Genomic DNA, 26329 nt, shown 5'->3' on the forward strand with positions numbered 1-26329 from the left:
GGTCTCTCCCAGATGCCCGGTTTATTCGGCCAGCGACCCCGGATCGACGTGCAGCCAGTCTGCATGACGGGGAGCCTGTTTGGTCCGGCTCCATTCGTCAAGCATCAGCGGCGCCACGCGGCGCAATTCGGCATATTGCTCCTCGGTCCCGATGTCGCAGGCGAGTTCCAGCCGGTGGCCATTGGGATCGAAGAAATAGATCGAGCGGAAAATGCCGTGGAAGGTCGGCCCCAGCACATCGACCCCGTTCGCCTCCAGATGCGCCTTGGCTGCCTTCAGCGTGTCGAAGTCCGCCACCTGAAACGCGATATGCTGCACCCATTCGGGCGTGTTCGGGTCGCGGCCCATGTCGGGCTGCTGCGGCAGTTCGAAGAACGCGATCACATTGCCGCCTCCGCAATCGAGGAAGATGTGCATATACGGGTCGTACGCGCCGGTGGAGGGGACGTGGTCCTCCGAAAACGCGGTCTGGAACGACATGCCGAGCATCGCCGCATACCAGTCCGCCGTGACCTTCGCGTCGCGGCAGCGGTACGCGACGTGGTGGATTTTCTGGAGGGCAAAGGGAAGGGTCGTCATGGCGTGCACTCCCAACCACCGACTTGGCTGAGCTTGTCGAAGCCCCCTTCTTTGTCTGCACAGTGGCAAAAAGAAGAAGTGCCCTTCGACAAGCTCAGGGAAGTCGGCTTCTGTTGCCCGCTCATGCCCTCGCCTCCGCCAGCACCCCACGTTCCAGCTGATCCGCCTCGATGCTCTTGAACAACGCGGTGAAATTGCCCTCACCGAAGCCTTCGTCCTTCTTGCGCTGGATAAATTCGAAGAACACCGGCCCGATCTGCGGCTGGGCGAAGATCTGGAGCAGCAGGCGCGGGTCGTTATTCTCGGTCGACCCATCGAGCAAAATGCCGCGCATCTTCAAATCCTCGACCGGCTCGCCATGCCCCGGCAGGCGGTCGTCGAGCTGGGCGTAATAGGTCGCCGGCGGGGGTGCCATCAGCGGCACGCCCGAAGCGCGCAACCGGTCGATGCAGGCGATCAGATCGTCGCAGATCAGCGCGATATGCTGGATGCCCTCGCCGTTATAGGCGCGCAGATATTCGTCGATCTGCCCGCCGCCGGCCTTGCCTTCCTCGTTCAGCGGAATGCGGATTTTGCCGTCGGGCGCCGTCATCGCGCGGCTGGTCAGCCCGGTATATTCGCCCTTGATGTCGAAATAGCGGATCTCGCGAAAATTGAAGATGCGCTCGTAGAACGCGCTCCAATGCGCCATCCGCCCGCCGTAAACATTGTGCGTCAGGTGATCGATCAGCCGGAACCCGGCGCCCACCGGATTGCGGTCCACGCCCGGCAGATAATCGAAATCGATGTCATAGATCGACAACTGATCCCCATACCGGTCGATCAGATAGATGATCGCGCCGCCGATCCCCCGGATCGCGGGCAGGCGCAATTCCATCGGCCCGGTCCGCGTTTCGACCGGTTCGGCCCCGCGCGCCAGTGCCTCGTCATAGGCCGCGCGCGCATTGCGGACGCGGAAACCCATGCCGCACGCCGACGGGCCATGCTCGGCGGCGAAATAGGCAGCGGGCGATTTCGGCTCGTAATTGGCGATCAGATTGATTCCGCCCTGCCGCCACAGATCGACCTGCTTCGAGCGGTGCCGCGCGACATGCGAGAAGCCCATGGCCGTGAAGACCGGTTCGAGCAGCCCGCGTTCAGGTGCTGCAAATTCCACGAACTCGAACCCGTCGAGGCCGAGGGGGTTTTCGAACAGGTCGGTCATGCGCGTTGCTCCGATATAGCCTGATGTTGCAAAGGCCGCCCACCGCCCTACCGCCGACTTGCCTGAGCTTGTCGAAGGCCCTTCTTCTCACCTGCCTGCAAAGCAGAAAAGGGCTTCGAAGCTCAGCCAAGTCGGTCTGGAGTGACCGCCCTTAAGACGCAATCTAGTATCAAATGAAACCATATCGCCTTGACCAACTGGTGTCAATTGATACCATCCCGGCATGAGCACGTTACGCCTCGACGACTTCGTCCCCTACCGCCTGTCGTACACGTCGAACCTGGTCAGCGAAGCCATCGCGCGCACCTATGAAAGCCTGTTCGGCCTGACGATCCCGGAATGGCGGCTGGTCGCGGTGATCGCCGAGCACGACGGCATAACCCAGGCCGCGATCTGCACCCGCACCGGCATGGACAAGGTCACTGTCAGCCGCGCCGCCATCGCGCTGACCGCAAGGGGCCTCGTCGCCCGAGCCCCCAGCCCCACCGACCGCCGCTCGCACGACCTCGCGCTGACCGGCGAGGGGCGGGCGCTGTACGCGCAGGTGGCCCCCAAGGCACTGGAACTGGAGAAACAGATTTTCGGCGGCCTGGGCGCGGCGGAATTGCGAGGGTTCGTGGCAACGCTGCGGCGGATCGACGCGATTGTGAGGGGTGGCGGTAACTAAGCTCCTCTCCCCTTGCGGGAGAGGATACGCAGACTTGGCCTCGCCGCTTGGCGAGGCTTAGTCGGAGTTGGTGAGGGGTCGGCAGGAGCAGCAGTCCGACCGCCGCCCATCGCCTCGACGAAGCGGCGCAGATTGCCGACGTCCATGTCGGTGCGCTTTTCCATCTTGGCGACGGCAGCTTGCCCGACTTACCCCGTCATTCCCGCGAAAGCGGAAATCCAGCTTCTTCCCTTCCTTCTTTGCGCCTTTTTCTTCCCTTTGCGCCTTTGCGTGAAACATTGGCGCTCTGCCGCGACACGGGTTTTGCCCGAATGAGAGAAAGGGGTTTCACGCAAAGGCGCAAAGGAGAAGGGAAGGCGCAAAGCTAGAAGAAGTTGGATTGGCCTGCGGCAGCGCTCGGCTCCCGCTTTTGTGGGAATGACGGGGTGGGATCGGCGACATGCGCTCCGTCTGTGCATTCACAGACAATGGTCTTCCCTACAGCTTTTGTTCCTGCTACGTTCCGATCATGCGAGACGCTTTCCATGCTTCTTATTACCTGCCGTCCGTTTGGCCATGGGAACATGCGGCTGTGGAAAACTCTGGTTAGACGTCTGACTTCGTCGCACATGTTTCAGGTGTGACCTTTGTGACCTTTGGCGGTTTTCCGGGCTTTTTTGCTGCCCAAACCCGCCTAGCTTGAGCACCGACCATTTTCATGCAACCGCACCGCACACCAACAGGGGGACACCACAATCATGGCGGCGCGTAATCATTCCGCCTTGTTTGTGCTCGTCACCATTTTCATCGACGCCATCGGCTTCGGCCTCATCATGCCGGTGCTGCCGCAGCTGCTGATGACGGTCGGGCGGATCGACCTGAGCCATGCCATCGGCATCGGCGCGTGGATGGGGTTGGCGATGGCGGTGGCGTCGTTCTTTTCGGCGCCGGTGCTCGGCAATCTGTCCGACGCCTATGGCCGCCGTCCGGTGCTCCTTGCGGCGCTCGGCTGCCTTGCCCTCGACTATTTGTTGCTCGCGGTCGCGCACACGCTGCCGCTGATCTTTATCGGCCGCGTGCTGTCGGGCGCGTTCGGGGGCAGCTATGCGCCCGCGATGGCCGCTGTCGCCGATGTCTCGACGCCGGAGGACCGCGCCAAGACCTTCGGCTTCGTCAGTGCCGCCTTCGGCATCGGCTTCGTGCTCGGTCCTGCGCTGGGCGGACTGCTCGGCGAAATGGGGCCGCGCGCGCCCTTCTATGCGGCGTCGGCGATGGCCGCGATCAACGTGCTCTATGGCCTGATCGTCTTCCCCGAAACCTTGACGCCCGAACGCCGCCGCGCGTTCGACTGGCGGCGCGCCAATCCGCTCGGCGCACTCAAGACGGCGCGCGCCGCACCCGGCATGATCGGCGTCGCGGTGGTGCTGATCCTGTGGCAGATCGCGTCGCTGGTCTATCCGCTAACCTGGAGTTTCTACGCCATCGCCCAGCTTGGCTGGTCACCGGCGATGATCGGCCTCAGCCTTGCTGCTGTCGGTGTCACCATCGCGCTCAGCCAGATTTTCCTTACCGGCCGTGCGGTCAAGAAGTTCGGGGAACGCGACGCCGCGACCATCGGGCTGGTCGTCGCGATCTGCGGGTTCATTGCCTATGCGTTCGTCCGCGAGACTTGGCAGGCATTCCTCGCAATGGGCTTCATCGCGATGCAAAGCTTCGTCCAACCCAGCCTGATGGCGATGCTCAGCAGGCGGGCCACGCCCGAAACGCAGGGCGAAGTGCAGGGTATCTCGTCGATGGCGCTCGGCATCGGCTCGATCGTCGGCCCGTTGGTGCTGACCGGCCCGATGGCCTGGTTCACGGGTGGCGGCGCGCCGGTGTATTTTCCCGGCGCGGCGTTCGTGGTGTCGGCCATCTTCGGCGCGGCAGCGCTGATCGTGTTACGGCAACTGCCGAGGGTGCAACCGGTTTAGATCCCGCCCGCCACTGTCTCGCGGCCCGTAGCCTCAAGTCCCCCCGCCAAAGCCGCCACACAGGCGCCGAGCACCGCCTGCTCGGTCGAGCGCACGACGAAATTAGCCCCGACCCGCCCCTCGCGGAAGAAGGGATAGCTGCCGATCTGGCACCCCTCATGCGCTTTCTCGGTCGCGCGCAGCAGTTCGGCAACTTCGCTCTCCCCGACCCAGCAGCCGAGCGTTGCGCTGAGCAGCGGCGCACCGCCCTCCAGCGTGCCCGACAGCGCATCGAGCATCATCGCGGTGATGTGCGGCACGCCCGCCATGATGAAAACGTTCCCGTGGCGGATGCCCGGCGCGCCCGACATGCGGTTCTCGATCAGCGTCGCGCCGTCGGGCACCCGTGCCATGCGCAGCCGCGCCTCGGTGATGCCCCCGCGCGTCTCGTAATAGTTTTCCAGCACCGCCCGCGCCTTCGGATGCACGACCACCTCGACGCCCAGCGCCTTGGCCACCGCATCGACCGTAATATCGTCATGCGTTGGCCCGATCCCGCCGGTGGTGAACAGATAGTCGTTGCGCGCGCGCAGCTGGTTGACCGCCTCGACGATTGCGTCCTCGACATCGGGGACGACGCGCACCTCGCGCAATCGGATACCCTGCAGGTTCAGCCACAGCGCGATCTGCGCGATGTTTTTGTCCTGCGTGCGGCCCGACAGGATTTCGTCGCCGATCACGGCCAAGGCGGCGGTCCAGATGCGCTGACTGGTCATCGCCGCCCCCTAACTCTATATCTGCGGCATGACCACCTATGTCACTGCTACTGCCGATATGCGCCAGGCGCGCGACGGAACGATCAAGCTGCACGGACCCGACGGGTTCGCGGGGATGCGTCGCGCCGGCTTGTTGTCGGCCCAGGTGCTCGATTCGCTCTACGACATCATCGTGCCCGGCATCACGACGCAGGATATCGACGACCATGTCCGGCGGATGACGTTGGACGCGGGCGCGCTGCCCGCGACGCTGGGCTATCGCGGCTATACGCACAGCTGCTGCACCTCGATCAACCATGTTGTCTGCCACGGCATCCCGGGGCCGAAGCGGTTGCAGGAGGGGGACATCGTCAACGTCGATGTCACCAGCATCGTCGATGGCTGGCACGGCGACACCAACCGCACCTATTTCGTCGGCACGCCCGGCATCAAGGCACGGCGGCTGGTCGAGGTCACCTATGAGGCGATGATGCGCGGGATCGAAGTCGCCAGGCCGGGCAATACCATCGGCGACATCGGCCATGCCATCCAGAGCTTTGCCGAAAAGCACCGCTACGGTGTGGTCCGCGATTTCTGCGGGCACGGCATCGGCCGGTTGTTTCACGATGCGCCCGAAGTCGTCCATGCAGGTCGGCCCGGCACCGGCCCCGAATTGCGCCCCGGCATGTTCTTCACTGTCGAACCGATGATCAACATCGGTCGCGCGGACGTCAAAGTGCTCGAAGACGGCTGGACGGCCGTGACGCGCGACAAGACGCTGTCGGCGCAGTTCGAACACAGCATCGGGATTACCGAGGACGGGTGCGAGATTTTCACGACCAGTCCCAAGGGGCTGCATCGCCCCTAGAAAATTTATGGCGCAGGGTGCGCCAGATCGAGCATTTCGGCGACCGACGTAATCTTTTCGCGCGGCGACCCGTCGCGGGCGCGGGCGCTCTCGGCGGCTTCGATCCGCTGCCAGTCCGCAAAGACGACGATATCGACCTTGCGGTCCCTGAGCAGCGCGGTGAGTCCCGCAGGACCGGCTTTGCCCGATCCGCTGCCGATATCTGCGGCAACGGCGTCGATCACGCCATAGCCGTCGGGCCGGTTGGTGCCGATGGTCCCGCTCGGCCCCCGCCGTGCCCAGCCCGCGCAATAGAGGCCGTTACCGATCCGTCCGTCACTGTTGACGAAACGCCCGCCGCGCTTGTCGTAGGGAACGCCTATGATCGGCGAGGTCTTGTAGCCGATGCACGAGACGACAAGTCCGGCGGCGACTTCGTAGCGTTCGCCGGTCGGGATCGCATGGCCGCCCGCATCGAGCCGGGTGCGTTCGACCAGTACGCGCGCGGCACGCCCGCCTTCGCCGATGATCGCGACCGGCTGGGCGAAGAAATCGAAGTCGATCTCGATGCTGCCCGCTTGAGCAACGCCGTCCGCGAAAGCGCGGAGATGGCCGACCGATTTGCGTAGTCCCGGTTCGAGCGCCCCGTCGTGGCCGGCCGGTGGCAAGTCGCCTGCCTCGACATGCGGGGTGGCACGGTCGAGCTGGCCGAGCTCGCCGAGCTCCTTCGGCGTCATCGCGATCTGGTGCGGCCCGCGTCGCCCGAGCAACGTGATCCGCTCGATCCCCGACTGTGACAAGGCATTCAGGGCATGCGCGGCAATGTCCGATCCGGCCAATTCGGCGGGCGTCTTGGCAAGAATGCGCGCAACGTCGAGCGCGACATTGCCGTTGCCGATGACCAGCGCGTCGGGGCTGTCGAGCGGCGGCGATAGGGCAGCGAAATCGCTGTGCCCGTTATACCAGCCGACGAAGGCCGCCGAGCCGATTACGCCTGCGAGTTCCGCCCCTGGCAGATCGAGCGAACGGTCGCGCGGTGCGCCGGTCGCAAGCACGACGGCGTCGTACAAGTCGAGCAGTTCGGCCACCGAGACATCCTGTCCGACCATCACATTGCCGACGAACCGCGTATTGTCGGCAAGGCTGATCCCTTCGAACCGGCGGGCGACGGCCTTGATCGACTGGTGGTCGGGTGCGACGCCCGAGCGGATCAGGCCATAGGGAACGGGCAGCCGGTCGATGATATCGACGCACACATCGTCGCCGAACGCCTTTTGCGCGGCCTCTGCGGTGTAATAGCCCGCAGGACCGGAGCCGACGACCGCAATATGGCGCACAGGCATTCCCCCTTTTTACGCGCCGATCATGTCGCACACCGATTCATGTGTCGAGGGCGAGCACTTGGCCGTCGGCAACCCGATCGAATCCGGCAAGGCGCGATTTTCGGATTCGCACAGCCGTTTCGACTCCGGAATCGACCGGTCGAATTGCAAAGTCTGCCGCGCTCGCTGTCGCAATCCGCGCCATTTCCCCGGCATCGCCCCGACGCATCCCGCGGCGTGACGACCTGAAGGAGATCCGCTGTGAACATTCTCATTACCTTGCTTGCCGCTGCTGTCGTCACCGCTGCGGTACCTGTGTCGGCGCAGGAGACCGCCAGCGTCCGCGTCGCAACCCGCGACATCGACCTTTCCACGACACAGGGCCAGCGCATCCTCGACTTGAGGATCGACCGGGCGGCGCACAGCCTGTGCGACCTTGCCAACGAACGTTTCGACCTCAACGTGCGGGTTGCTCAACGCCAGTGCCGACAGGCTGCCGTCGAAAGCGCAATAGCCTCGGTCCAGACCTCGATACGCCTCGCGGCGCGCTGATCCGTTGCGCCCGTGCGCCGCCGGTCGGCAGCGCACGGCGCAGATGCAGGCGTCGCGCGGTTTTGGATGCACAAAATTCAGGCAAAAGTCGCCGGGATGCTGTAAAATCGAGCAACATCGCATCGTCCCGACGGCGCGCACCGGTACATATGTTGCGCTGCAACGCTTGGCACGTTTATTGAAGTGTCTGGCTGGGGACGACTCATGAAAAAAATCGAAGCGATCATCAAACCGTTCAAGCTCGATGAGGTGAAGGAAGCGCTTCACGACGTCGGGGTTAGCGGCATTACCGTGACCGAGGCCAAGGGCTTTGGGCGGCAAAAGGGCCATACCGAACTCTATCGCGGCGCCGAATACGTCGTCGACTTCCTGCCGAAGGTGAAACTGGAAGTCGTCGTCGACGATGCCCAGGTCGCCCGCGTGGTCGAGGCGATCGCGGCGGCGGCGCAGACCGGTCGCATCGGCGACGGCAAGATTTTCGTGCTCCCCGTCGAGAGCGCGCTCCGCATCCGCACCGGCGAGACCGATAGCGACGCAATCTGATTTTTCACGTTTTACACAAAGGGCAATGACACATGGCGAAGGCGAATACCCCGGCTGATATTCTGAAGCGCATCAAGGACGAAGAGATCGAGTGGGTCGACGTCCGCTTCACCGATCCCAAGGGCAAATGGCAGCACCTGACCATGTGTTCGGGGGTGATCGGCGAAGACGAGCTGACCGACGGCCTGATGTTCGACGGATCGTCGATCGAGGGCTGGAAGGCGATCAACGAGTCGGACATGATCCTGAAGCCCGATCTCGATGCGGTCTATATCGACCCGTTCTCGGCGACCCCGATGATGATCCTGTTCTGCGACATCGTCGAACCCTCGACCGGTCAGCTGTATTCGCGCGACCCGCGTTCGACCGCCAAGCGCGCCGAGGCCTATCTGAAGACCACCGGGATCGGCGACACCGTCTATGTCGGCCCCGAAGCCGAATTCTTCATGTTCGACGATGTGCGCTTTGGCCAGGGGTATAACGAGAGCTATTTCCACATCGACGATATCGAACTGCCGACCAACACCGGCACGAAGTATGAGGGCGGCAATCTCGGCCACCGGCCGCGTGCCAAGGGCGGCTATTTCCCCGTTGCGCCGGTGGACAGCGCCGTCGATATCCGCGGCGAAATGGTTTCGACGATGCTCGAAATGGGCCTGCCGTGCGACAAGCATCACCATGAAGTCGCCGCTGCCCAGCACGAGCTGGGCCTGACCTTCGGCACGCTGACCCAGACCGCCGACCGCATGCAGATCTACAAATATGTCGTGCATCAGGTCGCGCACGCCTATGGCAAGTCGGCGACGTTCATGCCCAAGCCGATCAAGGAAGATAACGGCAGCGGCATGCACACCCATCTGTCGATCTGGAACGGCAAGGAGCCGCTGTTTGCGGGCAATGGCTATGCAGGCTTGAGCGACATGTGCCTGTATTTCATCGGGGGCATCATCAAACATGCCAAGTCGGTGAACGCCTTCACGAACCCGACGACGAACAGCTACAAGCGGCTGGTCCCGGGGTACGAAGCGCCGGTGCTGCTCGCCTATTCGGCGCGCAACCGTTCGGCGTCGTGCCGCATTCCCTATGGCGCGGGCAGCAAGGCGAAGCGCGTCGAAGTGCGCTTTCCTGACGCGATGGCCAATCCGTATCTGTGCTACGCTGCGCTGTTCATGGCGGGCCTCGACGGCATCCAGAACAAGATCCATCCCGGCGACGCGATGGACAAGAACCTCTACGACCTACCGCCCGAGGAACTGTCGCAGGTGCCGACCGTCTGCGGGTCGCTCCGCGAAGCGCTGGAGTCTCTCGAGGCCGATCACGCCTATCTGCTCAAGGGAGACGTGTTCACCAAGGACCAGATCGACAGCTATATCGAACTGAAAATGGCCGATGTGGCGCGCTGGGAAATGACGCCGAGCCCGGTCGAGTTCGATATGTACTACAGCTATTGAGGTTCGTAGCGGCGCTAAAACCGGTGCGGGTCGGGCGCAGCCTAGGCCCGCACGATAGCTGTCGGACGGCCTCGCCAAAGCGCGGACCGACGGCGTGGTTCTGCCACGACGACTTTTCCGATCGGGCCTAGATCACCGGTATCTTGTAATGATGCCACGCAAAGATCGCCGCAGCGCCGCGATAGGGTCGCCAGCTTTCGGCGATCTCGCGGGCGGCCTTCTCGCTGGGCCGCGCATCGTGCCCCATGATCCGCCGCACCGATTCCTGCACGGCAAGATCGCCTGCGGGCCAGATGTCGGTCCGTCCCTCGGCAAACAGCAGATAGACCTCTGCCGACCAGCGGCCGATGCCCTTGACGCGGACGAGCAAGGCAATCGCCTCCTCGTCATCCTCCGGCAAGGCGTCGAGGTCGAGCGCCCCGCACGCGCAGAGTTCGGCGAGGCTGCGCGCATAGCCGATCTTTTGCCGCGACAGTCCCGCGCCGCGCAGGTCTTCGTCCGCACGGGCGATCAATGCGTTCGGGTCGGCAATATCGCCGACCGCTGCCTCGACCTTCTTCCACACCGCGTCCGCTGCCTTGAAACTGATCTGCTGCCCGACGATGGTCCGGAGCAACGTGACATAGCCCCTGTCGCGCATGCGGGGCTCGGGATAGTCCGCCAGCGCCAGCGCGGCGGCAAAGCGCGGGTCACGCGCGGCCAGCGCGTCGAGGTGTTCTTTCAGTTGCCCCGCACTCAATCCCATCGCGCGCATCCTTGCCTTGGCGTCCGGTCCGCGACATAGGCGCTGCGAACCCGGCGGGACAGGAGTTATCGATGCCGAAGCTGATCGTCACGAAGCGCGACGGTGAAACCGTCGAACTCGAAGGCAAAACCGGCCTGAGCGTGATGGAAGTCATCCGCGACAATGGCATCGACGAATTGCTGGCGCTGTGCGGCGGCTGCTGCTCGTGCGCGACCTGTCACGTCCACGTCGATCCCGCCTTCGCCAACCAGGTCGTGGCGATGAGCGAGGACGAGAACGACCTGCTCGATTCGTCCGACCACCGCGACGAGACGTCGCGCCTGTCGTGCCAGCTGGTCTTCACAGCGGCGCTCGACGGGCTGAAAGTGACGATCGCGCAGGAAGACTGAGCTACTTCAGGCGCAGCACGGCCGTTGGCGCATCCTTGGTCAGCGGGGTCGCGCGCCAGACGATCTGCTTGCGCCTGCCGACTGCTTTTGCGCCATCCTCGTTGTTCTGGCTGATGATCTCCGCGTCGGTGTCGAGCGTGAACACGCCATCGAGATATTTCGCCGCGTCGGCGACGCCGCCGCCCATCGGGTTCATCGCCGCCGTCCCGCTGTCGCTGTTGGCAAACCCGGGTGCTCGCAGCCGCACTGTGCCGCCCTGTCGCACTTCGACCATCAGAAAGGGCAGTACGGCTTGCGCATCGGCATTGAAGGGGAACAGGAAGCTGTGGGTCAGGCTTCCCGAAATGGCATAGTCGATGTCGAACTTGCCGTTGCCGCGATAGACGACGGATTTGTAACCCGCCTCGTTCGACAGCGCCGCAGCGATCTCGCGGTTCTTGGCATCGGCTTCGGCGGCGGAAGCCACGCCGGCCTTTTCCTTGGCCGCCTTGTCCGTGTCGTCGGTGGCCTGGGCGTCCTTGCTCTCCTCGCGTTTGCCGAAGCCCTTCATTGCGCCGCCCGGATCGAGCGCAATCACTTCGCCCTTATAGGCAAAGGCGAACGTCCGGTCGGCATTCACCGTCAGCGACGACACGAACTTGCCCGGCGTCAGGACGCACGCCCAGAGTATCAATGGCGCGAAAAGCGCAAATCCGGCACGCAGCAGCTTTCCCATCATCCGGCTCCCGTCTGGGCCGCCGCATAAAGCGCAATCGCGGCAGCGTTCGATACGTTGAGGCTCTCGACTTTCGGCGAGATCGGCAGGCGCGCGATGGCGTCGCAGTGCGCCGCGACATTCTGGCGCATTCCTTCGCCCTCGGCCCCCAGCACCAGCGCGACTTTTTGCGGCCCCAGCGCCTCAGCCAATGTCGTCCGCGTCTCGCCCGCAAGACCGATCCGCCAGAACCCGGCTTCACCGATCTCATCGAGCGCGCGCGACAGATTGACCACCCGCACCCAGGGGACGGTTTCGAGCGCGCCCGATGCCGATTTCGCCAGCGCCCCGCCTTCGGGCGGCGCATGGCGGTCCTGCGTGACGATGCCCAGCGCGTCGAAAGCGGCTGCCGAACGCAGGATCGCGCCGACATTGTGCGGGTCGGTCACCGAATCGAGCACCAGCAGCGCGCGTCGGTCGTCGGCGTCCGCACCCTGATCCAGCAGGTCGCCGAGCCAGACATCCTCGAGCGGATTGACTTCGATCACCAGCCCCTGGTGCGGGGCGTCGCCGGGAACCATCCGGCCCAGATCGGCGACATCGGCATAGACGATAGGAAGCACCGGCGGCAGATCGAGCCGTCCCAGTGCCTCGCGCGTGCCCCAGATTTTGTGGACGACACGTTCGGGATTGGCGAGCGCCGCTATTACCGCATGCCGCCCCCAGAAGCGCGGGCGCTGGGCATTATGGCTGCTCGTCCTGTTACCCCGTCGCACATGTGTCTCCTTGTTCAGGCTGCCCTACGCCCGCACACAATTGACAGGCAAGGCCCGCTTCGCCATTGCGCGCGCTCGCTGCAACGGCTTGATGCCAGGCGGTGTGTGGACAGGTGGCCGAGTGGTTAAAGGCGGCAGACTGTAAATCTGCTCTCGCAAGGGTACGCTGGTTCGAATCCAGCCCTGTCCACCACGCAGTGTGCGACTTCGCTGACCGAGGCGGTTCTCAAGCGGACGTGGCGTAGAACTGGCGTAGTTCTGTCGGCTTTTGCGGCCTCGCGCTCGTGCGCTGTTCGGCAGAGACCATGCCTGAACCGCGAAGGCGAGGAGTCGATCTCCTCAACCTGAAGAACGCACGCCTGTCCGTTTCCATTCAGTCAAAAACGCGATGCGGTATGTTTTGCAGATTCGCATCGTTCAGCATCAATGGCAGCAGATCGTCGGGAAAACCCTGGTAGCACACCGGGCGCAGGAAGCGCTCGATGGCGGCAGTGCCGACCGAAGTCGTCCGCGAATCGCTGGTGGCGGGGAACGGTCCGCCGTGGACCATCGCGCGGCTGACTTCGACGCCGGTCGGCCAGCCGTTGACGAGCAGCCGTCCGGCCTTGCGTTCGAGCAGCGGCACGAGCGCTGTCGCTGCTGCATGGTCTGCGGCGTCTATGTGCAGCGTTGCCGTCAGCTGTCCCTCCATCGCGCTCAGGCACGCTGCAACTTCCGCCATGTCGGCACACCGCACGATCAGCGATGACGGCCCGAACACCTCATCGGCGAGCGCCGGATCGGCGCGGAAGTCGGCCGCCGAAACGGCGAACAGTGCCGCGCTGCCGCCACACAAACCGGCTTCGCCGCCTTGTGCGACGCGCTGCACGCCGGCTCCGGCGGCAAGCGCGTTACTGCCTTCGCGAAAATTGGCTGCAATGCCTTTGGTCAGCATGGTCTGCGGCGCCACGACGCCGAGTGCGGCGGCGGCGGCGGTGGTGAAGCGATCGAGATCGGGGCCTTCGAGCGCAAAGACGATGCCGGGATTGGTGCAGAATTGTCCGGCACCGAGCGTCAGCGAACCCGCATATGCAGCGCCCAGCGCCTCGGCACGCGCGGCGAGGGCGGCAGGAAACAGGATGACGGGGTTCACGCTCGACATTTCGGCATAGACCGGAATGGGTTCGGGGCGCGCTTGCGCGGCGGCGACCAGCGCCAGCCCGCCAAGACGCGAACCGGTAAAGCCGACCGCCTTGATCCGGGGGTCGGCAACCAAGGCGGCACCGAGGGCGTTACCCGGCCCCTGCACCAGCGAGAACACGCCCTCGGGCAGGCCGCACTCGACCACGGCCTGCGCGATGGCTTCGGCGGCGAGCACCGATGTCCCCGGATGCGCCGGATGCGCTTTCACGACGACGGGGCACCCTGCCGCAAGCGCGGATGCGGTGTCGCCGCCCGCGACCGAGAAGGCGAGCGGGAAATTCGACGCGCCGAAAACGGCGACGGGGCCGACGGCGATGCGGCGCTGGCGCAGGTCGGGGCGCGGCAGCGGCTGGCGGTCGGGCAGGGGGCGGTCGCGCACGATGCCTGCCCAGTCGCCTTCGCGCACCAGCCGGGCGAACAGCCGGAGCTGGCCGGTGGTGCGCCCGAGTTCGCCCGTCAGCCGCACCTGCGGCAGCCCGCTTTCGGCCATGGCGCGGGTAATCAATCGGTCGCCGCGCGCTTCGAGCTGTGCGGCAATTGCGTCGAGAAAGGCACCGCGCACCTCAGGCGTTGTCTCGCGGAACGCATCGAAAGCGGCGTCGGCGAGGGTGCAGGCGTGCGCCAGATCGGCGGGCGGTGTTACTGCGAAATCGCCCTCGAGCGGCGTGCCGTCGGCCGCCGCCAGCGCCTTGAACACCTCGGTGCCGCCGATACGCGCCGATCCGATGAAATACCTGCCGTCCATTATCTGTCCTCGATCGATGCTGTGCGTGATGCGGTGCCGTAGTCCGCGCGAAGCTATCGCACCAGACAGGGACGTTTGGGGTCGAACTGCCAGTCGCGCACCAGAAACTGCATGCCCGTCGCATCGTCGCGCGCGCCGAGGCCGTGGTCCAGGTAAAGCCGGTGCGCGCGTTCGAGCGCGTCCTCGTCGAGGTCGAGGCCCAGGCCGGGGCGATCCGACAGCGCGACATGGCCGTCGACAATCTGCGGCGGAGCCTTGGTGAGGGTTTCGCCGTCCTGCCAGATCCAGTGGGTATCGATCGCCGTGATCCGCCCGGGGGCCGCAGCGGCGCAATGCGTGAACATCGCCAGCGAAATGTCGAAATGGTTGTTCGAGTGCGAGCCCCAGGTCAGCCCCATCGTCCGGCACAGCTGCGCGACACGGACCGCCCCTTCCATCGTCCAGAAATGCGGGTCGGCCAGCGGGATGTCGACGGCCTGCAGCTGGACGGCATGGGCGAGTTGCCGCCAGTCGGTCGCGACCATGTTGGTCGCGGTCGGCAGGCCGGTCGCACGGCGGAACTCGGCCATGATCTCGCGACCCGAAAAGCCGTTCTCGGCCCCGCAGGGGTCCTCGGCATAGGCGAGCACGCCGGTCAGATCGCGGCCGATCCGCACGGCGTCGGCTAGGCTCCATGCGCCATTGGGATCGAGCGTAATGCGGGCGTCGGGAAAGGCACGCTTGAGCTCACGGACGGCCTTGGCTTCGTCATCGCCTGACAGCACGCCGCCCTTCAGCTTGAAGTCGCGAAAGCCATAGCGGGCCTGTGCAGCGCGGGCGAGGTCGACGACCGCGTCGGGCGTCATCGTCGCTTCGTTGCGGCGGCGCAGCCAGACGTCGTCCGCACCGCTTTCATCGCGATACGGCAGGTCGGTCGCGTGGCGGTCGGCGATGTAGAAAAGATAGCCGAGCATTTCGACGCGGTCGCGCTGACGGCCTTCGCCCAGCAAATCGGCAACCGCCTGTCCGGTGTGCCGCCCGAGCAGATCGAGCATCGCCGCCTCGATCGCGGTCTGCGCGTGGATGGTGGTTCTCAGGTCGAAGGTCTGCAGGCCACGCCCCCCGGCATCGCGCGCCGCGAAACGGCCACCGACTTCGGCGATTGTCGCAGCATGGCTGCCGAGCGGCTTACCGATGACCAGAGGCTTCGCGTCTTCCAGCGTCTGCCGGATTGCTTCGCCGCCGGGCACTTCGCCGAGCCCGGTGTTGCCTGCGCTGTCGCTCAGCACGACGATGTTGCGGGTAAAAAACGGCGCATGCGCGCCTGACAGGTTGAGCAGCATCGAATCGTGCCCGGCAACGGGCACGACGCGCATCGCCGTTACGACCGGCGCAGCGCTCATGCGGCGACGGCGAGCGAACCGTTGACGCGCTCGATCAGCGCCGCCAGCTCGGCGCGTTCGCCGGGCTTCAGATCGGTCAACGGGCTGCGGACCGGACCTGCAGGCCGTCCGATCGCGTCGCACCCGGCCTTGACGATCGACACCGCATAGCCGCTGCCCTGATTGCGCAGCGCGATATAGGGCAGCACGAAATCGTTGAGTTCGCGGACGATGGTCGCCTTGTCGCGCGCCCGTACCGCCTTGTAGAACCGCACCGCCCATTCGGGCATGAAGTTGAAGATCGCCGAGGAATAGGTGGTGACCCCCATTTCCAGATAGGCTGGGGCGAAGGTCTCCGCTGTGGGCAAGCCGCCGACATAGGTCAGCCGGTCGCCCATCTTGCAGTAAATCCGCATCATCAGTTCGATATCGCCGACGCCGTCCTTGAAACCCACGAGGTTGGGGTTGCGGTCGCACAGCCGCGCCAGCGTGTCTTCGTTGAGCACGGCATTGTCGCGGTTATAGACGATGACGCCGAGGTCGGTCGATTTGCAGACTGCCTCGACGTGCGCGGCAAGACCTTCCTGCCCGGGAGTCATCAGGTACATCGGCAGCAGCAGGATGCCATCGGCCCCGGCGTGCTCTGCCGAGCGGGCGAGGTCGCAGGCAATCGCGGTGCCATAGCCTGCGCCTGCGATCACCGGCACGCGGCCGGCGGTCTCGGCGACGGCGGCGCGTACGACCTGCTCGACTTCGGCCGGTGTCAGCGAGAAAAACTCGCCCGTGCCGCCTGCCGCGAACAGCCCGGCGACTTCGTAACTCAGCATCCACGCGCAATGCTTGCGGAACGCGGCCTCGTCGAAGCGCAACTCGCTGTCGAAATGCGTCACCGGGAACGAGAGCAGTCCTGCCCCGATCGTTTGCGCCATGGCTTGGGCACTCATCATCTTCGTCACTCCGGGATGGGATATGTTGTCCTGCCGCTAGGGCGCGGGTCGGTGCAGGTCCAAGTCAAATGGCGTTTCGGTTCATGCCGGTTCGGCATCGCTCGCGTGCCGGTCATGCCCAGTCGGGAAATTGCAGCGTCGGTTTGCGACTGTAGCAACTCATCTCGAGCACGATCTGCGCGCCTGCACCGGGACCGAGCCGCACGGTCAGGTCGCTGCCGCCCACCGCCGTGCGCCGGTCGCCGACAGTGGCGCTGACGATGCCGTGCTCGCCATAGCCGCCGCCGCGCACGATCAGGCGGCGCGGCGCGGCGGGGTCGAGGTTGACGATACTGAACTTCGTCGAGCGCGAATCCATCGCTTGGACCAGCACTGCGACATCGCTCGGCAGACCGGGCTGACGCCGGTCGGCATCGAAATGACGCAGCCGCGCGAACAGCGGTGTTCCGCCCTGTTCGGGCGACGTGTGCGTCGGCTCTGGGCGATGCGCGATAGGCAGCGCGCCCATCGTCTGGTGCAGCAACGCCTCGACCGATACCGGGTTCTTCTCGATGGCATTGTCGGCAAGGCGCGTCTGCGGCGTCGTGGTGTCGGCTGCGACGAGAGCCATCCGGTCACGCATCCGCCGCATGTCGGTCTGCAGCGCCGCTTCGGGCCAGTCGGGTGCGCGTCCGGCGAGGAACTCGGTCCAGGGCGTCGGCACCATTGCTGCCCGGTCGGCCTCGCGCATCGACATGTACCAGATTTCGCGCGTGTTGTGGCGATAGGGGCCGGGCTTGAAACTGTACCAGCCCTCGGCCCCGTGCATCGTGGGCGACTGGCGGATCCCGTCGATCGTGCGACCGGCGTCGCTGATCCGCGCATTTTGCGTGCGCCACGGCTGCAAATAGCGATCGTCGCCGGTCAACAGATAGGCGTTCATGAACCCGACCACCGCACGCGGCACGCGGTTGCGGTCCTCGCGCTTGCCGGTCTGCGGCACGACCGGCGAAAATCCCCAGCCATAGGTGCCGCCCCACCAGCGCCCGCCCGCCGCCGATCCGATGACGCCGTCGGGGCCGACGTTGCTGGGGATGACGCCGTCATTGGCGGCCATGCGCTGCGCCCAGGCGTCGACATAGTCGAACAACCAGCCACGAAACCGGTCCTCGCCGGTCAGCAACCACGCGTTGAGCGCGAGCGACGTCGCCTGCAAGTTGAGCGGGTTGTCGCCGATTGTCTCGGTATATTCGCGATAGTGGTCGAGGAATTGCGCGTATGTATTCTCGCCATGCTCGAGCTTGAACGGCGCGGCGTCGAACGGGTCGCCCGCCCAGTCGAGCGCAGTCGCCGGGCGCATCAGCGGCCCCAGACTGCCGTTGATCAGCGACGGGATCAGCCGCCGCGCCGGGTCGTAGTTGCGCGCGACCGGATCGCGCCCGGTGTAGAAATCGGCAAACCGCCGCGCGCGCATGGCGAGCTTGGCATCGCGCGGCGTCGACAGCCCCATCAGGTTGAACGTCGTCAACCCCTCGCTGATGTGCTGCCAGTCCATCTGCGTCGGGAATTCGCGAACGTACATACCCTTGCGGCCCGCCGGGACATCGGTGGTGCGGATACGCGAATATTGCGCGAAATGCGCCTCCTGCACGCCGCGATAGAGCCGCAAAATTTCGGGATCGCCGCCGATGATGTGAAGTAGCGGCCAGTCGTTGACATGCTCGACGGCATCGTCGGGTCCGTCGTTCGCGCCCCAGCGCAGGAAAGCTTCGAGCCGATGCTCTTTATCGAAATAGCGGTCGTGGAATGTGCGCGCGGCGGGCACCTGCATCGCGATCAGCTCGCGTTGCAACTTCGCCCAGCGCGGCGGGGCCATGGGTGTCGCAATGTCGAGCTGCGGTCGCGCTGCGCGGGGGGCGGCGGGCAGCGACGCCGCGACCAGCGATAATCCTGTGCTCCCAAGGAACTGGCGGCGACTGGTCATGCGGCGGGCAATGCGTGCGCGGCGGCCTGCATCAGCCCGCGGATATGGCCATAGGCAAAAGCGAAGCTCTGCATTGCGGCTTCGGGCTTGCCGGGCACGTCGGGGACATGATCGGGCATCAGCATCCCGTCGTAGCCGACCTCGTGATAGGTCATCAGCGCGCGGTACATGTCGATATCGCCTTCGTCGGGGAAGGCTTCGCGGAACTTGCCGCGTCCGCCGACGATGTTGCGGAAATGGACGTTGAAGATTTTGCCGCGGCTGCCGAACCAGCGGATGGTATCGAAAATCTGCGTCTTCGGGTCGGGCAGGTTCTCGCTGACAGTCCCCTGACAGAAATTCAGCCCGTGATAGCGGCTCTCGCGTATCCCGACGAAGCGCTTGAGCCCGTCGATCGTGCCGAGCACGCGGTGGACACCTTGATATCCTTGCGGCGGCGTACCCGGATCGTGCGGATGGCAGGCGAGGCGGACCTTATACTCGTTGGCGACCGGCACGACGCGGTCGAGGAAATAGGCGATTCGTTCCCAGAACGCGTCCGCGCTGACGGGACCGGCCCGGGTCAGCGGTTTGTCGAGCGTGGCCGTCGCTGCATCCCATGCCCCGAATTCGGCATCGCCGCGGCCTTGGACGTGCCCCGTCCGCAGCACGCCGAGGATGCTCATATTATATTTGATGCACGGAATGCCGACGGCGGCGCAGTTGCGGATCAGCGTCTGGAACTGTTCGATGTCGCGGTCGCGCTGCGGGCTATCGGCCATCATGATCGCCGGGTTCGCTTCGCGGTCGATGTGCGACGAAGGCAGCATCACGGGGTCGAGGATGTCGAGCGACAGCTTGTGGCGGATCGCCATGTCCTTGAGCGCAGCCAGTTCCGCAACCGTCGAGGCGAGCCGCCCGTCGGACACCTTGGCCCGTGCGGCGATGTTGGTGACGCCGTATCGTGCGAAAAACGCGAAACGGTCGTCGGTGGAGGGTCCGCTCTGGCAGCCCAGCTTCATCCGCAACGGACCTCGCGCCGCATGCGGTCGCGGGGGTGCAGCGCTCGCCGAAGCGACCGCTCCTGCACCGGCCAGCGTTGCGCCGAGGCCGATGCCGCCCAAGAAATCGCGCCGATCCATCGCCGTCTCCCTTGTCATTATCGGGACAGGCTAACGCCAAACGGGGAGAGGCCGCCAATCGCGACACGCAATCGTTCGATACCGGCTGGCTATCCGTTCACCGCGTCGAGATGGCGCAGCAGTTCGCCCAGCGCGGGGTTGTCGTTCTCGCGCCGCCACGCCGCATGGAGCTCGACGATGGGGTCGGCATCCTCCAGCTCGCTGAACACGACGTCCTCGGGGTGGAGGCGGGCCGAAGACTCAGGGACGAGCGCAAAGCCCTGTCCGGCGCCGACCAGCATCAGGATCGAATGGATCTGCGCGAGATACTGGACCAGTCGTGGTTCGGCGCGCGCACTCGCCAGCAACCCGGTGATCAGGTCGTGGAAATAGCGCGCCTTGTCGGGCGCGTACATGATCAGGGGCAGGCCATCGAAATCGGCAAGGCGTCGCGGGCGGTCGGCGGCGGGGACGGAGCTGTGCGAGCAGACGATGAAGCGTTCGCGCAGCACGCGCCGCGACTCGAGTTCCGGCCGCCGCACGGGCGGACGCAGCAGCCCGAAGTCGATACGCCCCGACAACAGGCTTTCGAGCTGCTCGCCGGTGACCATCTCCTTCAGCAGGAACCGCACATCGGGCAGTTCGGCCTGCACGCGTCCGATCAGGCGCGGCAGGAAACTATAGCCCGATGCGGCGGTGAAGCCGAGCGTGACCATGCCGAGCTGCCCTTCGGCGGCGGCGCGCGCAGTGGCGACCGCGCTGTCGGTCATTTCCACAATGCGCGTCGCTTCGGCCAGGAACGCCGCGCCTGCCGCCGTCAGCTTTACCGAACGGCTCGACCGCCGGAACAGCTCGACGCGCAAGATACGCTCGAGTACCTGGATGTGGCGGCTGAGCGGCGGCTGGGTCATGTTCAGCCGTCCGGCAGCGCGGCCGAAATGCAGTTCCTCGGCAACGGCTACGAAACAGCGTAGCTGGATCAGCTCGAACATGCCGCTCTCCCGCAGCGTTATGATCCCTCAGTAGCGTGGTTTCGCCGCACTGAAAGCAGGATCGTATTTGCGCATCTGGCCCCCGTCGTCGCGGCTGCGGATGGCGATGCGGTTGAACGTGGCATGGGCACGCGCCAGCCGGTCGCGGTCGAGCGTCACGCCGAGCCCCGGGCTATCGCCGACCGCGATACAGCCGTTGGAGAATGCGATCTTGCCGCCGGTGACGACTTCGTCGGCGTCCTCGACCCATGGATAATGTGTGTCGCAGGCATAGGTCAGGTCGGGCGTCGCCGCTGCCAAATGGCTCATCGCCATCAGGCTGATGCCGAGGTGCGAGTTGGAATGCATCGACAGACCCAGACCGAATGTGCGGCACATCGCTGCCAGATGCTGGCTCGCGCGCAAGCCGCCCCAGTAATGATGGTCCGACAGCACGATCTGGACCGCGTCGATGGAAACGCTGCGCCGCAGCTGGTCGAAATCGGTCACTACCATGTTCGTTGCGAGCGGCAGGCCCGTGCGCCGGTGGAGTTCGGCCATTGCATCGAGCCCGTCGACCGGGTCTTCATAATATTCGATCAGCGGGCCGAGTTCCTCGGCACACGCCAGCGCGGTTTCCATCGACCAGGCACCATTGGGATCGATGCGAAGCGGCAAGCCGGGAAAGGCTTTGGCCAGCGCGACGATGCTCGCCACTTCGGTCGCCGGGGGCAATGTTCCGGCCTTCAGCTTGATGCTGCCGAAACCATGTGCGGCAATCATCCGCTGCGCCTGTTCGACGATCTGTGCCGGTGTGACCGCTTCGCCCCAGTCGTCGGGGGTTTCTTCCGTCTCGACATGCCGGGCGTATTTGAAAAACAGATAGGCGCTGAACGGCACCTCGCGTCGCACGGCGCCGCCGAGCAGCGCATGCAGCGGCACTCGGGCATGCTGCGCCTGCAGGTCGAGCAGCGCGACCTCCAAGGCCGAAACGCTGTTCGCGATCAGCTTGGCCGGATGCGATCCGGGTGCAAGTTCGGCCCCGGGCGCGGCTTGCGGCAAGCCGGCGACGGCCTGTTCGACCAAGCGGACCAGGCCGTTGAGATCGAAGATATCGAGGCCCGGCAGCAGCTGCGCGACCGCTTCGAATGCTGTCAGCGCAGGGGCATCGCCATAGCTTTCGCCGAGCCCGACCAGCCCCTCCCCGGTTTCGACCTCGATAATCGAGCGCAGCGCATAAGGCTCATGGATGCCGGCCGCGTTCAGCAGCGGCGGGTCGCGGAACGCGATCGGCGTGACGCGAACCCGGGTAATGCTTGGCACTTGCTTCCCCCTTTTCGCTGACTTCTATCGCTGGCTTCGATACCCGAATGACAGGGTCTGACCCCGGCATCAATGCGGAATGCCTATCGTTCGATGCTATCGCCTTGCTTGATCGGGGGCGTGCCGTTGCTAGGCGGAGCGGGTCGAATAAAGGAGCGGACCATGTCAGCCGACCGTATCGCCGAAGTCCGGATCAGCCTCGCTTTCCTGCCGCTCGCGCAGCCGATCAGCGACGCAAAGGTGCTGACCGGACGGCAGAAGCCGCTGACGCAGGTCGCGATGCTATTTGCCGAAATCACTACAGTCGACGGGCACGAAGGTATGGGCTTCAGCTATTCCAAGCGCGCAGGCGGTCCCGGCATGTACGCCCATGCCCGCGAGATCGGGCCGGACCTGGTCGGCGAAGACCCCAGTGATATTGCGCGACTGTGGACCAAACTCGTCTGGGCCGGAGCGTCGGTCGGCCGGTCGGGCCTGTCGGTACAGGCGATTGCGGCGTTCGACAATGCGCTCTGGGATTTGAAGGCAAAACGGGCAGGGCTAAGTCTCGCCAAGCTGCTCGGTGCGCAGCGTGACGGCGTACCCTGTTACAATACTTCAGGGGGGTTTCTGTCGAGCCCTATCGACGAAGTGCTCGACAATGTCGAGGCCTCGATCGCGAGCGGAATCGGCGGCATCAAGATCAAGGTCGGCCATCCCGATGCGAAAGTCGACCTCGCGCGGCTCGAAGCGGTTGCCAGGCGGATCGATGGGCGGGTCGCGCTGATGGTCGATGCCAACCAGCAATGGGACCGGGCGAGCGCACTCCGCATGGGCCGCGCGATGGAGCAATACGGGCTGGTGTGGATCGAGGAGCCGCTCGACGCCTATGATGTCGAGGGCCATGCCGCACTGGCTGCGGCACTCGATACGCCGGTCGCCTCGGGCGAGATGCTCGTCTGCGCGGCCGAGCATTTCGCGATGATTCGCAGCAACGCCGTCGATTTCATCCAGCCCGATGCGGCGCGCGTCGGCGGGATCACCCAGTTCCAGCGGGTAACCGCCATGGCGCAGGAGGCGCAGCTCGCGCTCGCGCCGCATTTCGCGATGGAACTGCACCTCCATCTGTCGGCAGCCTATCCGCATGCGGCATGGGTGGAACATTTCGACTGGCTCGACCCGCTGTTCAACGAGCGGCAGATGATCGTGGATGGCAGGATGGTCGTCAGCGAACGGCCGGGTCTCGGCGTCAGCCTGAGCGGCCAGGCACGGGCGTGGACCGTCCAGTCTTGCAGCATCGATAGCACAGGAACGCGCGACAGCGTCCATTGATACCCGCTACGGATTGGTCGATTGCCGCTGTGCATTGGACGCCGATGCGGTCCTGCGAGCAAAGCATCCTCAAACAGGCCCTAGTGGGCCGCAGGACCTTGGGGAGGTTATGATGTCGACACGGGCCGCCGTTCGAATTGCCTTGTTGTGCGGAGCGGGCGTAGTCGCCAGCCTGCCGGGTCACGCTTTGGCTCAATCGGCACCAGCGCCCGCCGAGGAGGCGGCACCGGCTGCCCCCGAAATCATCGTCACCGGCACCCGCGTGAAGCGCGACGGCTATGACGCGCCGACACCGCTGACGGTGGTCGGCGAGGAGGCGATCCGTAAGGCCGCGCCCACCAATATCGCCGATTTCGTCAATCAGCTGCCGCAGCTCGTCGGCAGCACGACGCCGCGTACGACCGCCGGCACAACCAGCCAGAGCGTTGCCGGCCTGAACCTGTTGTCGCTGCGCGGTCTGGGTTCCAACCGTACGCTCGTCCTGCTCGACGGCCAGCGCATTGCGCCATCGACGCAGGACGGGTCGGTCGACGTCAACAATGTTCCCTCGGCGCTGCTCTCGCGGGTCGATGTAGTCACCGGCGGCGCCTCGGCAGCCTATGGGTCGGACGCGGTCGCCGGTGTCGTCAACTTCATCATCGACGGCAAGTTCGAAGGTCTCAAGGCCAATCTGATGGCCGGGATCACCGACCGCGGCGACAACAAAAACTACCAGCTGAGCGCGGCATTCGGTGCCTCGTTCGCCGACGGTCGCGGCCATATCCTGGTGTCAGGCGAGCATCAGCATGAAGACGGCATCGACATTCTCGATCCCGCCACCCGCAACTGGTACAACTACACCTACCTCGTGCCGAACCCGGCCTATACGGCGACCAACGGCCAGCCGCTGCAGATTGTCACGAGCAACGTATATTACAGCTTGCTGGCGCAAGGCGGGCTGATTCTGAACACCGCGCTGCGCGGGCGGACCTTCGGCAGCGCCGGCACGCCGCGCACGTTCAACTATGGCACGCTGACCGTCAATTCCGCGATCACCAGCAGCAATTTCATGATCGGCGGCGACGTCTGGAACGAGGGCAATGTCGTCGCGCTCACACCGCGCATCGACCGCGACAATCTGTGGGGCCGGTTCAGTTACGACTTTTCCGACCTGTTCAAGCTGTCGCTGGAAGGGTCCTACGGTCGCACGCACACGATCAACAGCGCGGCCTATCAGCGCTACGCCAATGCCGCAGCGCCCTTTGCAGCGCTGTCGTTCAGCAACCCGTTCCTGCCCGCCAGTGTGCGGACACAGGCGGCCGGGCTGGGACTCGCCAACTCGACCTTCCGCTACGGCTATTCGGCGTTCGATCTGGGGCGGCCGGTCAACGACAATACGCGCCAAACCTATCGCTTCGTCGGGACGCTGTCGGGCGAATTCGCCCCCGGCTGGTCGTACAACGCCTATTACCAGTACGGGCGCACGGATCTCGAAATCAATCTGAAGAATACCACCAATCGCGCCAACATCACCCTCGCTGTCGATGCCGTCACCAATGGCAACGGCCAGATCGTCTGCCGCTCGACGCTGACCAACCCGACCAACGGCTGCGTGCCGCTCAACGTTTTCGGTATCGGCGTGGCGAGCCCTGCCGCGATCGCCTATGTGCAGGGCACGGCGTGGCAGACGCAGCAGATCACGCAGCAGGTGGCGGCGCTCGCGATCAACGGCGAACCCTTCCACACCTGGGCCGGGCCGGTGTCGCTCGCCATGGGCATCGAACAGCGCACCGAGCGCGCCGACGCGGTCGGTGACACGATCTCGCTCGCCAACGGCTGGTACAACGGCAATTTCAAGACCAACTCGGGCAGCTACCGCGTCCAGGAAGGCTTTGCCGAAGTCGTCGTGCCGCTGGCTCGCGACTCGTTCCTCGGCGACCGCCTCGACTTCAATGGCGCCGTGCGCGTCACGAAGTATAGCACGGCGGGCACTGTCACGACCTGGAAGGCCGGTCTGACCTACCAGCCGATCCCCGACCTGATGTTCCGTGCGGTCAAGTCGCGTGACATTCGCGCGCCCAGCATCACAGAGCTGTACGCGGCGGGGTCGTCGCAATCGGTCGACGTCGTCGATCCGCAACGCGGCGGCATCGTTACCCGTGTCGTGCAGGTGACCGACGGCAACACCGCGCTGACGCCCGAAAAGGCCGATACGCTCGGACTCGGCGTGGTGGTGAAACCGCGCTTCCTGCCCGGCTTCACCGCATCGTTCGACTATTACAACATCCGTCTCAACGACGCGATCACGGCCCTGTCGCCGAATGAAATTGCCGCGCGGTGCTTTGCCGGCGAAACCGTACTATGCGGCTTCATCCAGCGCGACACGGCGGGTGTCATCACGCAAATCCGGCGCGTGCCGGTCAACGTCGCCAATCTGCGCGTGCGCGGTTTCGATATCGACGCGACCTACCGGCTGCCCTTGTCCGAAATCTTTGCCAAGGCGGGTGGCACGCTGACGCTGCGCTTCCTCGCCAGCCGGGCGCTCAACTATGCCTTCACCAACAGCGGCGTGACCAATGAAGCGGTCGGCGAGAATGGCGGACCGCAGGCAAGCCCCGCCGTGCCGCGCTGGCGCACCTACAGCACGCTCGGCTATGACGATGCGCGCTCGACGTTCCAGCTGACGATGCGGACGATCAGTTCGGGCGTTTATGACGTCAACTGGAAGAGCGGCGTCGATATCGACAACAACTATATCGCGGCCGTGAAATATTTCGATCTCGCAGGCAGCTATCGCCTGTTCGGCGAGCCCCGCAAGGGTGTCGAAGCCTATTTCCGTGTCGATAACCTCTTCGACCAGGCACCGCCGGTCGTCGGAGGCAACAACGCGAGCGCCATACAGACCAACGTCGGCCTGTATGACACGATCGGTCGCGCCTATCGCATCGGCGTGCGGGTCCGTTATTGATCGTCTAACGCATGCTTCCGGGAGAGA

Annotated in this window: 23 protein-coding genes and 1 tRNA gene; 10 read left to right on the plus strand and 14 right to left on the minus strand. The window is 64.9% G+C overall.

Features of this window, described 5'->3' with window-relative positions; translation table 11 throughout:
* Nucleotides 1–21: 21 nt before the first annotated feature.
* Nucleotides 22–579, minus strand: coding sequence for a VOC family protein (locus M0209_RS16645; RefSeq protein WP_258889393.1), 558 nt, complete (start codon nt 577–579; stop codon nt 22–24).
* A gap of 121 nt (nt 580–700) precedes the next feature.
* Nucleotides 701–1783: a 4-hydroxyphenylpyruvate dioxygenase gene (gene hppD / locus M0209_RS16650; RefSeq protein WP_258889394.1), complete on the minus strand. Its 1083-nt coding sequence runs from the start codon at nt 1781–1783 to the stop codon at nt 701–703.
* A 223-nt stretch (nt 1784–2006) separates the two neighbouring features.
* Here hppD and M0209_RS16655 point away from each other — a divergent pair, with 223 nt between their 5' ends.
* The gene (locus M0209_RS16655; RefSeq protein WP_258889395.1) at nt 2007–2450 is read left to right on the plus strand and encodes a MarR family winged helix-turn-helix transcriptional regulator; all 444 of its coding nucleotides are present in this window, start codon (nt 2007–2009) and stop codon (nt 2448–2450) included.
* Between the two features lie 737 nt (nt 2451–3187).
* On the plus strand, nt 3188–4399 hold the full coding sequence (locus M0209_RS16660; RefSeq protein WP_408988219.1) for an MFS transporter: 1212 nt from the start codon (nt 3188–3190) through the stop codon (nt 4397–4399).
* Here M0209_RS16660 and M0209_RS16665 read toward each other — a convergent pair.
* Nucleotides 4396–5154, minus strand: coding sequence for a molybdopterin-binding protein (locus M0209_RS16665; RefSeq protein ID WP_258889396.1), 759 nt, complete (start codon nt 5152–5154; stop codon nt 4396–4398). The genes M0209_RS16660 and M0209_RS16665 overlap by 4 nt on opposite strands.
* Before the next feature lie 28 nt (nt 5155–5182).
* Between M0209_RS16665 and map the strand changes: the two genes are divergently transcribed.
* Nucleotides 5183–6001: a type I methionyl aminopeptidase gene (gene map / locus M0209_RS16670; RefSeq protein ID WP_258889397.1), complete on the plus strand. Its 819-nt coding sequence runs from the start codon at nt 5183–5185 to the stop codon at nt 5999–6001.
* A 5-nt stretch (nt 6002–6006) separates the two neighbouring features.
* On the opposite strand, the gene M0209_RS16675 is transcribed toward map, so the two are convergent.
* Entirely contained in the window at nt 6007–7317 is a 1311-nt protein-coding gene (locus M0209_RS16675) for an FAD-dependent oxidoreductase (RefSeq protein WP_258889398.1), read from the minus strand.
* Between the two features lie 246 nt (nt 7318–7563).
* Here M0209_RS16675 and M0209_RS16680 point away from each other — a divergent pair, with 246 nt between their 5' ends.
* The 3 genes from M0209_RS16680 (at nt 7564) to glnA (ending at nt 9848) form a co-directional block, all read left to right on the plus strand.
* Nucleotides 7564–7854 (plus strand): UrcA family protein, encoded by a 291-nt coding sequence (locus M0209_RS16680; RefSeq protein ID WP_258889399.1) that lies wholly within the window; start codon nt 7564–7566, stop codon nt 7852–7854.
* A 204-nt stretch (nt 7855–8058) separates the two neighbouring features.
* Entirely contained in the window at nt 8059–8397 is a 339-nt protein-coding gene (locus M0209_RS16685; RefSeq protein ID WP_258889400.1) for a P-II family nitrogen regulator, read from the plus strand.
* Between the two features lie 32 nt (nt 8398–8429).
* Nucleotides 8430–9848, plus strand: coding sequence for a type I glutamate--ammonia ligase (gene glnA / locus M0209_RS16690; protein ID WP_258889401.1), 1419 nt, complete (start codon nt 8430–8432; stop codon nt 9846–9848).
* A gap of 127 nt (nt 9849–9975) precedes the next feature.
* On the opposite strand, the gene M0209_RS16695 is transcribed toward glnA, so the two are convergent.
* Complete coding sequence (locus M0209_RS16695) at nt 9976–10593, minus strand: DNA-3-methyladenine glycosylase (RefSeq protein WP_258889402.1); 618 nt, start codon at nt 10591–10593, stop codon at nt 9976–9978.
* A 71-nt stretch (nt 10594–10664) separates the two neighbouring features.
* Between M0209_RS16695 and M0209_RS16700 the strand changes: the two genes are divergently transcribed.
* Nucleotides 10665–10982: a 2Fe-2S iron-sulfur cluster-binding protein gene (locus M0209_RS16700; protein ID WP_258889403.1), complete on the plus strand. Its 318-nt coding sequence runs from the start codon at nt 10665–10667 to the stop codon at nt 10980–10982.
* 1 nt (nt 10983) lies between these two features.
* Here the strand turns inward: M0209_RS16700 and M0209_RS16705 are convergent, their stop codons facing one another.
* Nucleotides 10984–11700: a hypothetical protein gene (locus M0209_RS16705; RefSeq protein WP_309547081.1), complete on the minus strand. Its 717-nt coding sequence runs from the start codon at nt 11698–11700 to the stop codon at nt 10984–10986.
* Nucleotides 11697–12452, minus strand: a complete 756-nt coding sequence (gene rlmB / locus M0209_RS16710; protein WP_258889404.1) for a 23S rRNA (guanosine(2251)-2'-O)-methyltransferase RlmB — start codon at nt 12450–12452, stop codon at nt 11697–11699. Before rlmB ends, M0209_RS16705 begins: the two co-directional genes overlap by 4 nt.
* Nucleotides 12453–12559: 107 nt before the next feature.
* Between rlmB and M0209_RS16715 the strand changes: the two genes are divergently transcribed.
* Nucleotides 12560–12645, plus strand: a tRNA-Tyr gene (locus M0209_RS16715).
* A 180-nt stretch (nt 12646–12825) separates the two neighbouring features.
* Here the strand turns inward: M0209_RS16715 and M0209_RS16720 are convergent.
* From M0209_RS16720 to M0209_RS16750, 7 genes are all read right to left on the minus strand, one after another.
* Nucleotides 12826–14382: an aldehyde dehydrogenase (NADP(+)) gene (locus M0209_RS16720; protein WP_408988244.1), complete on the minus strand. Its 1557-nt coding sequence runs from the start codon at nt 14380–14382 to the stop codon at nt 12826–12828.
* A gap of 50 nt (nt 14383–14432) precedes the next feature.
* On the minus strand, nt 14433–15761 hold the full coding sequence (locus tag M0209_RS16725) for an enolase C-terminal domain-like protein (protein WP_258889406.1): 1329 nt from the start codon (nt 15759–15761) through the stop codon (nt 14433–14435).
* Nucleotides 15758–16687, minus strand: a complete 930-nt coding sequence (gene kdgD / locus M0209_RS16730) for a 5-dehydro-4-deoxyglucarate dehydratase (RefSeq protein WP_309547082.1) — start codon at nt 16685–16687, stop codon at nt 15758–15760. Before kdgD ends, M0209_RS16725 begins: the two co-directional genes overlap by 4 nt.
* Nucleotides 16688–16799: 112 nt before the next feature.
* A complete protein-coding gene (locus M0209_RS16735) occupies nt 16800–18650 on the minus strand; it encodes a hypothetical protein (RefSeq protein ID WP_258889407.1) in 1851 nt (616 codons plus the stop codon).
* A complete protein-coding gene (locus M0209_RS16740) occupies nt 18647–19771 on the minus strand; it encodes a mannonate dehydratase (RefSeq protein ID WP_258889408.1) in 1125 nt (374 codons plus the stop codon). Before M0209_RS16740 ends, M0209_RS16735 begins: the two co-directional genes overlap by 4 nt.
* An 89-nt stretch (nt 19772–19860) precedes the next feature.
* Nucleotides 19861–20742 (minus strand): LysR family transcriptional regulator, encoded by an 882-nt coding sequence (locus M0209_RS16745; protein ID WP_258889409.1) that lies wholly within the window; start codon nt 20740–20742, stop codon nt 19861–19863.
* A 27-nt stretch (nt 20743–20769) separates the two neighbouring features.
* Nucleotides 20770–22044: a glucarate dehydratase family protein gene (locus tag M0209_RS16750; RefSeq protein WP_258889410.1), complete on the minus strand. Its 1275-nt coding sequence runs from the start codon at nt 22042–22044 to the stop codon at nt 20770–20772.
* A gap of 162 nt (nt 22045–22206) precedes the next feature.
* On the opposite strand from M0209_RS16750, the gene M0209_RS16755 reads away from it, so the two are divergent.
* Nucleotides 22207–23355, plus strand: a complete 1149-nt coding sequence (locus M0209_RS16755; RefSeq protein WP_309547083.1) for an L-talarate/galactarate dehydratase — start codon at nt 22207–22209, stop codon at nt 23353–23355.
* Nucleotides 23356–23467: 112 nt separating this feature from the next.
* A complete protein-coding gene (locus M0209_RS16760) occupies nt 23468–26302 on the plus strand; it encodes a TonB-dependent receptor domain-containing protein (protein ID WP_258889411.1) in 2835 nt (944 codons plus the stop codon).
* Nucleotides 26303–26329: the final 27 nt, after the last annotated feature.

This window comes from Sphingomonas sp. SUN039, from assembly GCF_024758725.1.
In the GTDB taxonomy this organism is placed as follows: Bacteria; Pseudomonadota; Alphaproteobacteria; order Sphingomonadales; family Sphingomonadaceae; genus Sphingomonas_O.

What these genes read in the sequence shown, in the direction of transcription:
- M0209_RS16660 (WP_408988219.1), top strand. Translation starts at nt 3,188, where the DNA reads ATGGCGGCGCGTAATCATTCCGCCTTGTTTGTGCTCGTCACCATTTTC.
- M0209_RS16755 (WP_309547083.1), top strand. Translation starts at nt 22,207, where the DNA reads ATGTCAGCCGACCGTATCGCCGAAGTCCGGATCAGCCTCGCTTTCCTG.
- M0209_RS16655 (WP_258889395.1), top strand. Translation starts at nt 2,007, where the DNA reads ATGAGCACGTTACGCCTCGACGACTTCGTCCCCTACCGCCTGTCGTAC.
- M0209_RS16700 (WP_258889403.1), top strand. Translation starts at nt 10,665, where the DNA reads ATGCCGAAGCTGATCGTCACGAAGCGCGACGGTGAAACCGTCGAACTC.
- M0209_RS16665 (WP_258889396.1), bottom strand. Translation starts at nt 5,154, where the DNA reads ATGACCAGTCAGCGCATCTGGACCGCCGCCTTGGCCGTGATCGGCGAC.
- M0209_RS16695 (WP_258889402.1), bottom strand. Translation starts at nt 10,593, where the DNA reads ATGGGATTGAGTGCGGGGCAACTGAAAGAACACCTCGACGCGCTGGCC.
- M0209_RS16685 (WP_258889400.1), top strand. Translation starts at nt 8,059, where the DNA reads ATGAAAAAAATCGAAGCGATCATCAAACCGTTCAAGCTCGATGAGGTG.
- hppD (WP_258889394.1), bottom strand. Translation starts at nt 1,783, where the DNA reads ATGACCGACCTGTTCGAAAACCCCCTCGGCCTCGACGGGTTCGAGTTC.
- M0209_RS16745 (WP_258889409.1), bottom strand. Translation starts at nt 20,742, where the DNA reads ATGTTCGAGCTGATCCAGCTACGCTGTTTCGTAGCCGTTGCCGAGGAA.
- M0209_RS16705 (WP_309547081.1), bottom strand. Translation starts at nt 11,700, where the DNA reads ATGATGGGAAAGCTGCTGCGTGCCGGATTTGCGCTTTTCGCGCCATTG.
- glnA (WP_258889401.1), top strand. Translation starts at nt 8,430, where the DNA reads ATGGCGAAGGCGAATACCCCGGCTGATATTCTGAAGCGCATCAAGGAC.
- M0209_RS16735 (WP_258889407.1), bottom strand. Translation starts at nt 18,650, where the DNA reads ATGACCAGTCGCCGCCAGTTCCTTGGGAGCACAGGATTATCGCTGGTC.
- M0209_RS16725 (WP_258889406.1), bottom strand. Translation starts at nt 15,761, where the DNA reads ATGAGCGCTGCGCCGGTCGTAACGGCGATGCGCGTCGTGCCCGTTGCC.
- M0209_RS16645 (WP_258889393.1), bottom strand. Translation starts at nt 579, where the DNA reads ATGACGACCCTTCCCTTTGCCCTCCAGAAAATCCACCACGTCGCGTAC.
- M0209_RS16760 (WP_258889411.1), top strand. Translation starts at nt 23,468, where the DNA reads ATGTCGACACGGGCCGCCGTTCGAATTGCCTTGTTGTGCGGAGCGGGC.
- M0209_RS16740 (WP_258889408.1), bottom strand. Translation starts at nt 19,771, where the DNA reads ATGGATCGGCGCGATTTCTTGGGCGGCATCGGCCTCGGCGCAACGCTG.
- map (WP_258889397.1), top strand. Translation starts at nt 5,183, where the DNA reads ATGACCACCTATGTCACTGCTACTGCCGATATGCGCCAGGCGCGCGAC.
- kdgD (WP_309547082.1), bottom strand. Translation starts at nt 16,687, where the DNA reads ATGATGAGTGCCCAAGCCATGGCGCAAACGATCGGGGCAGGACTGCTC.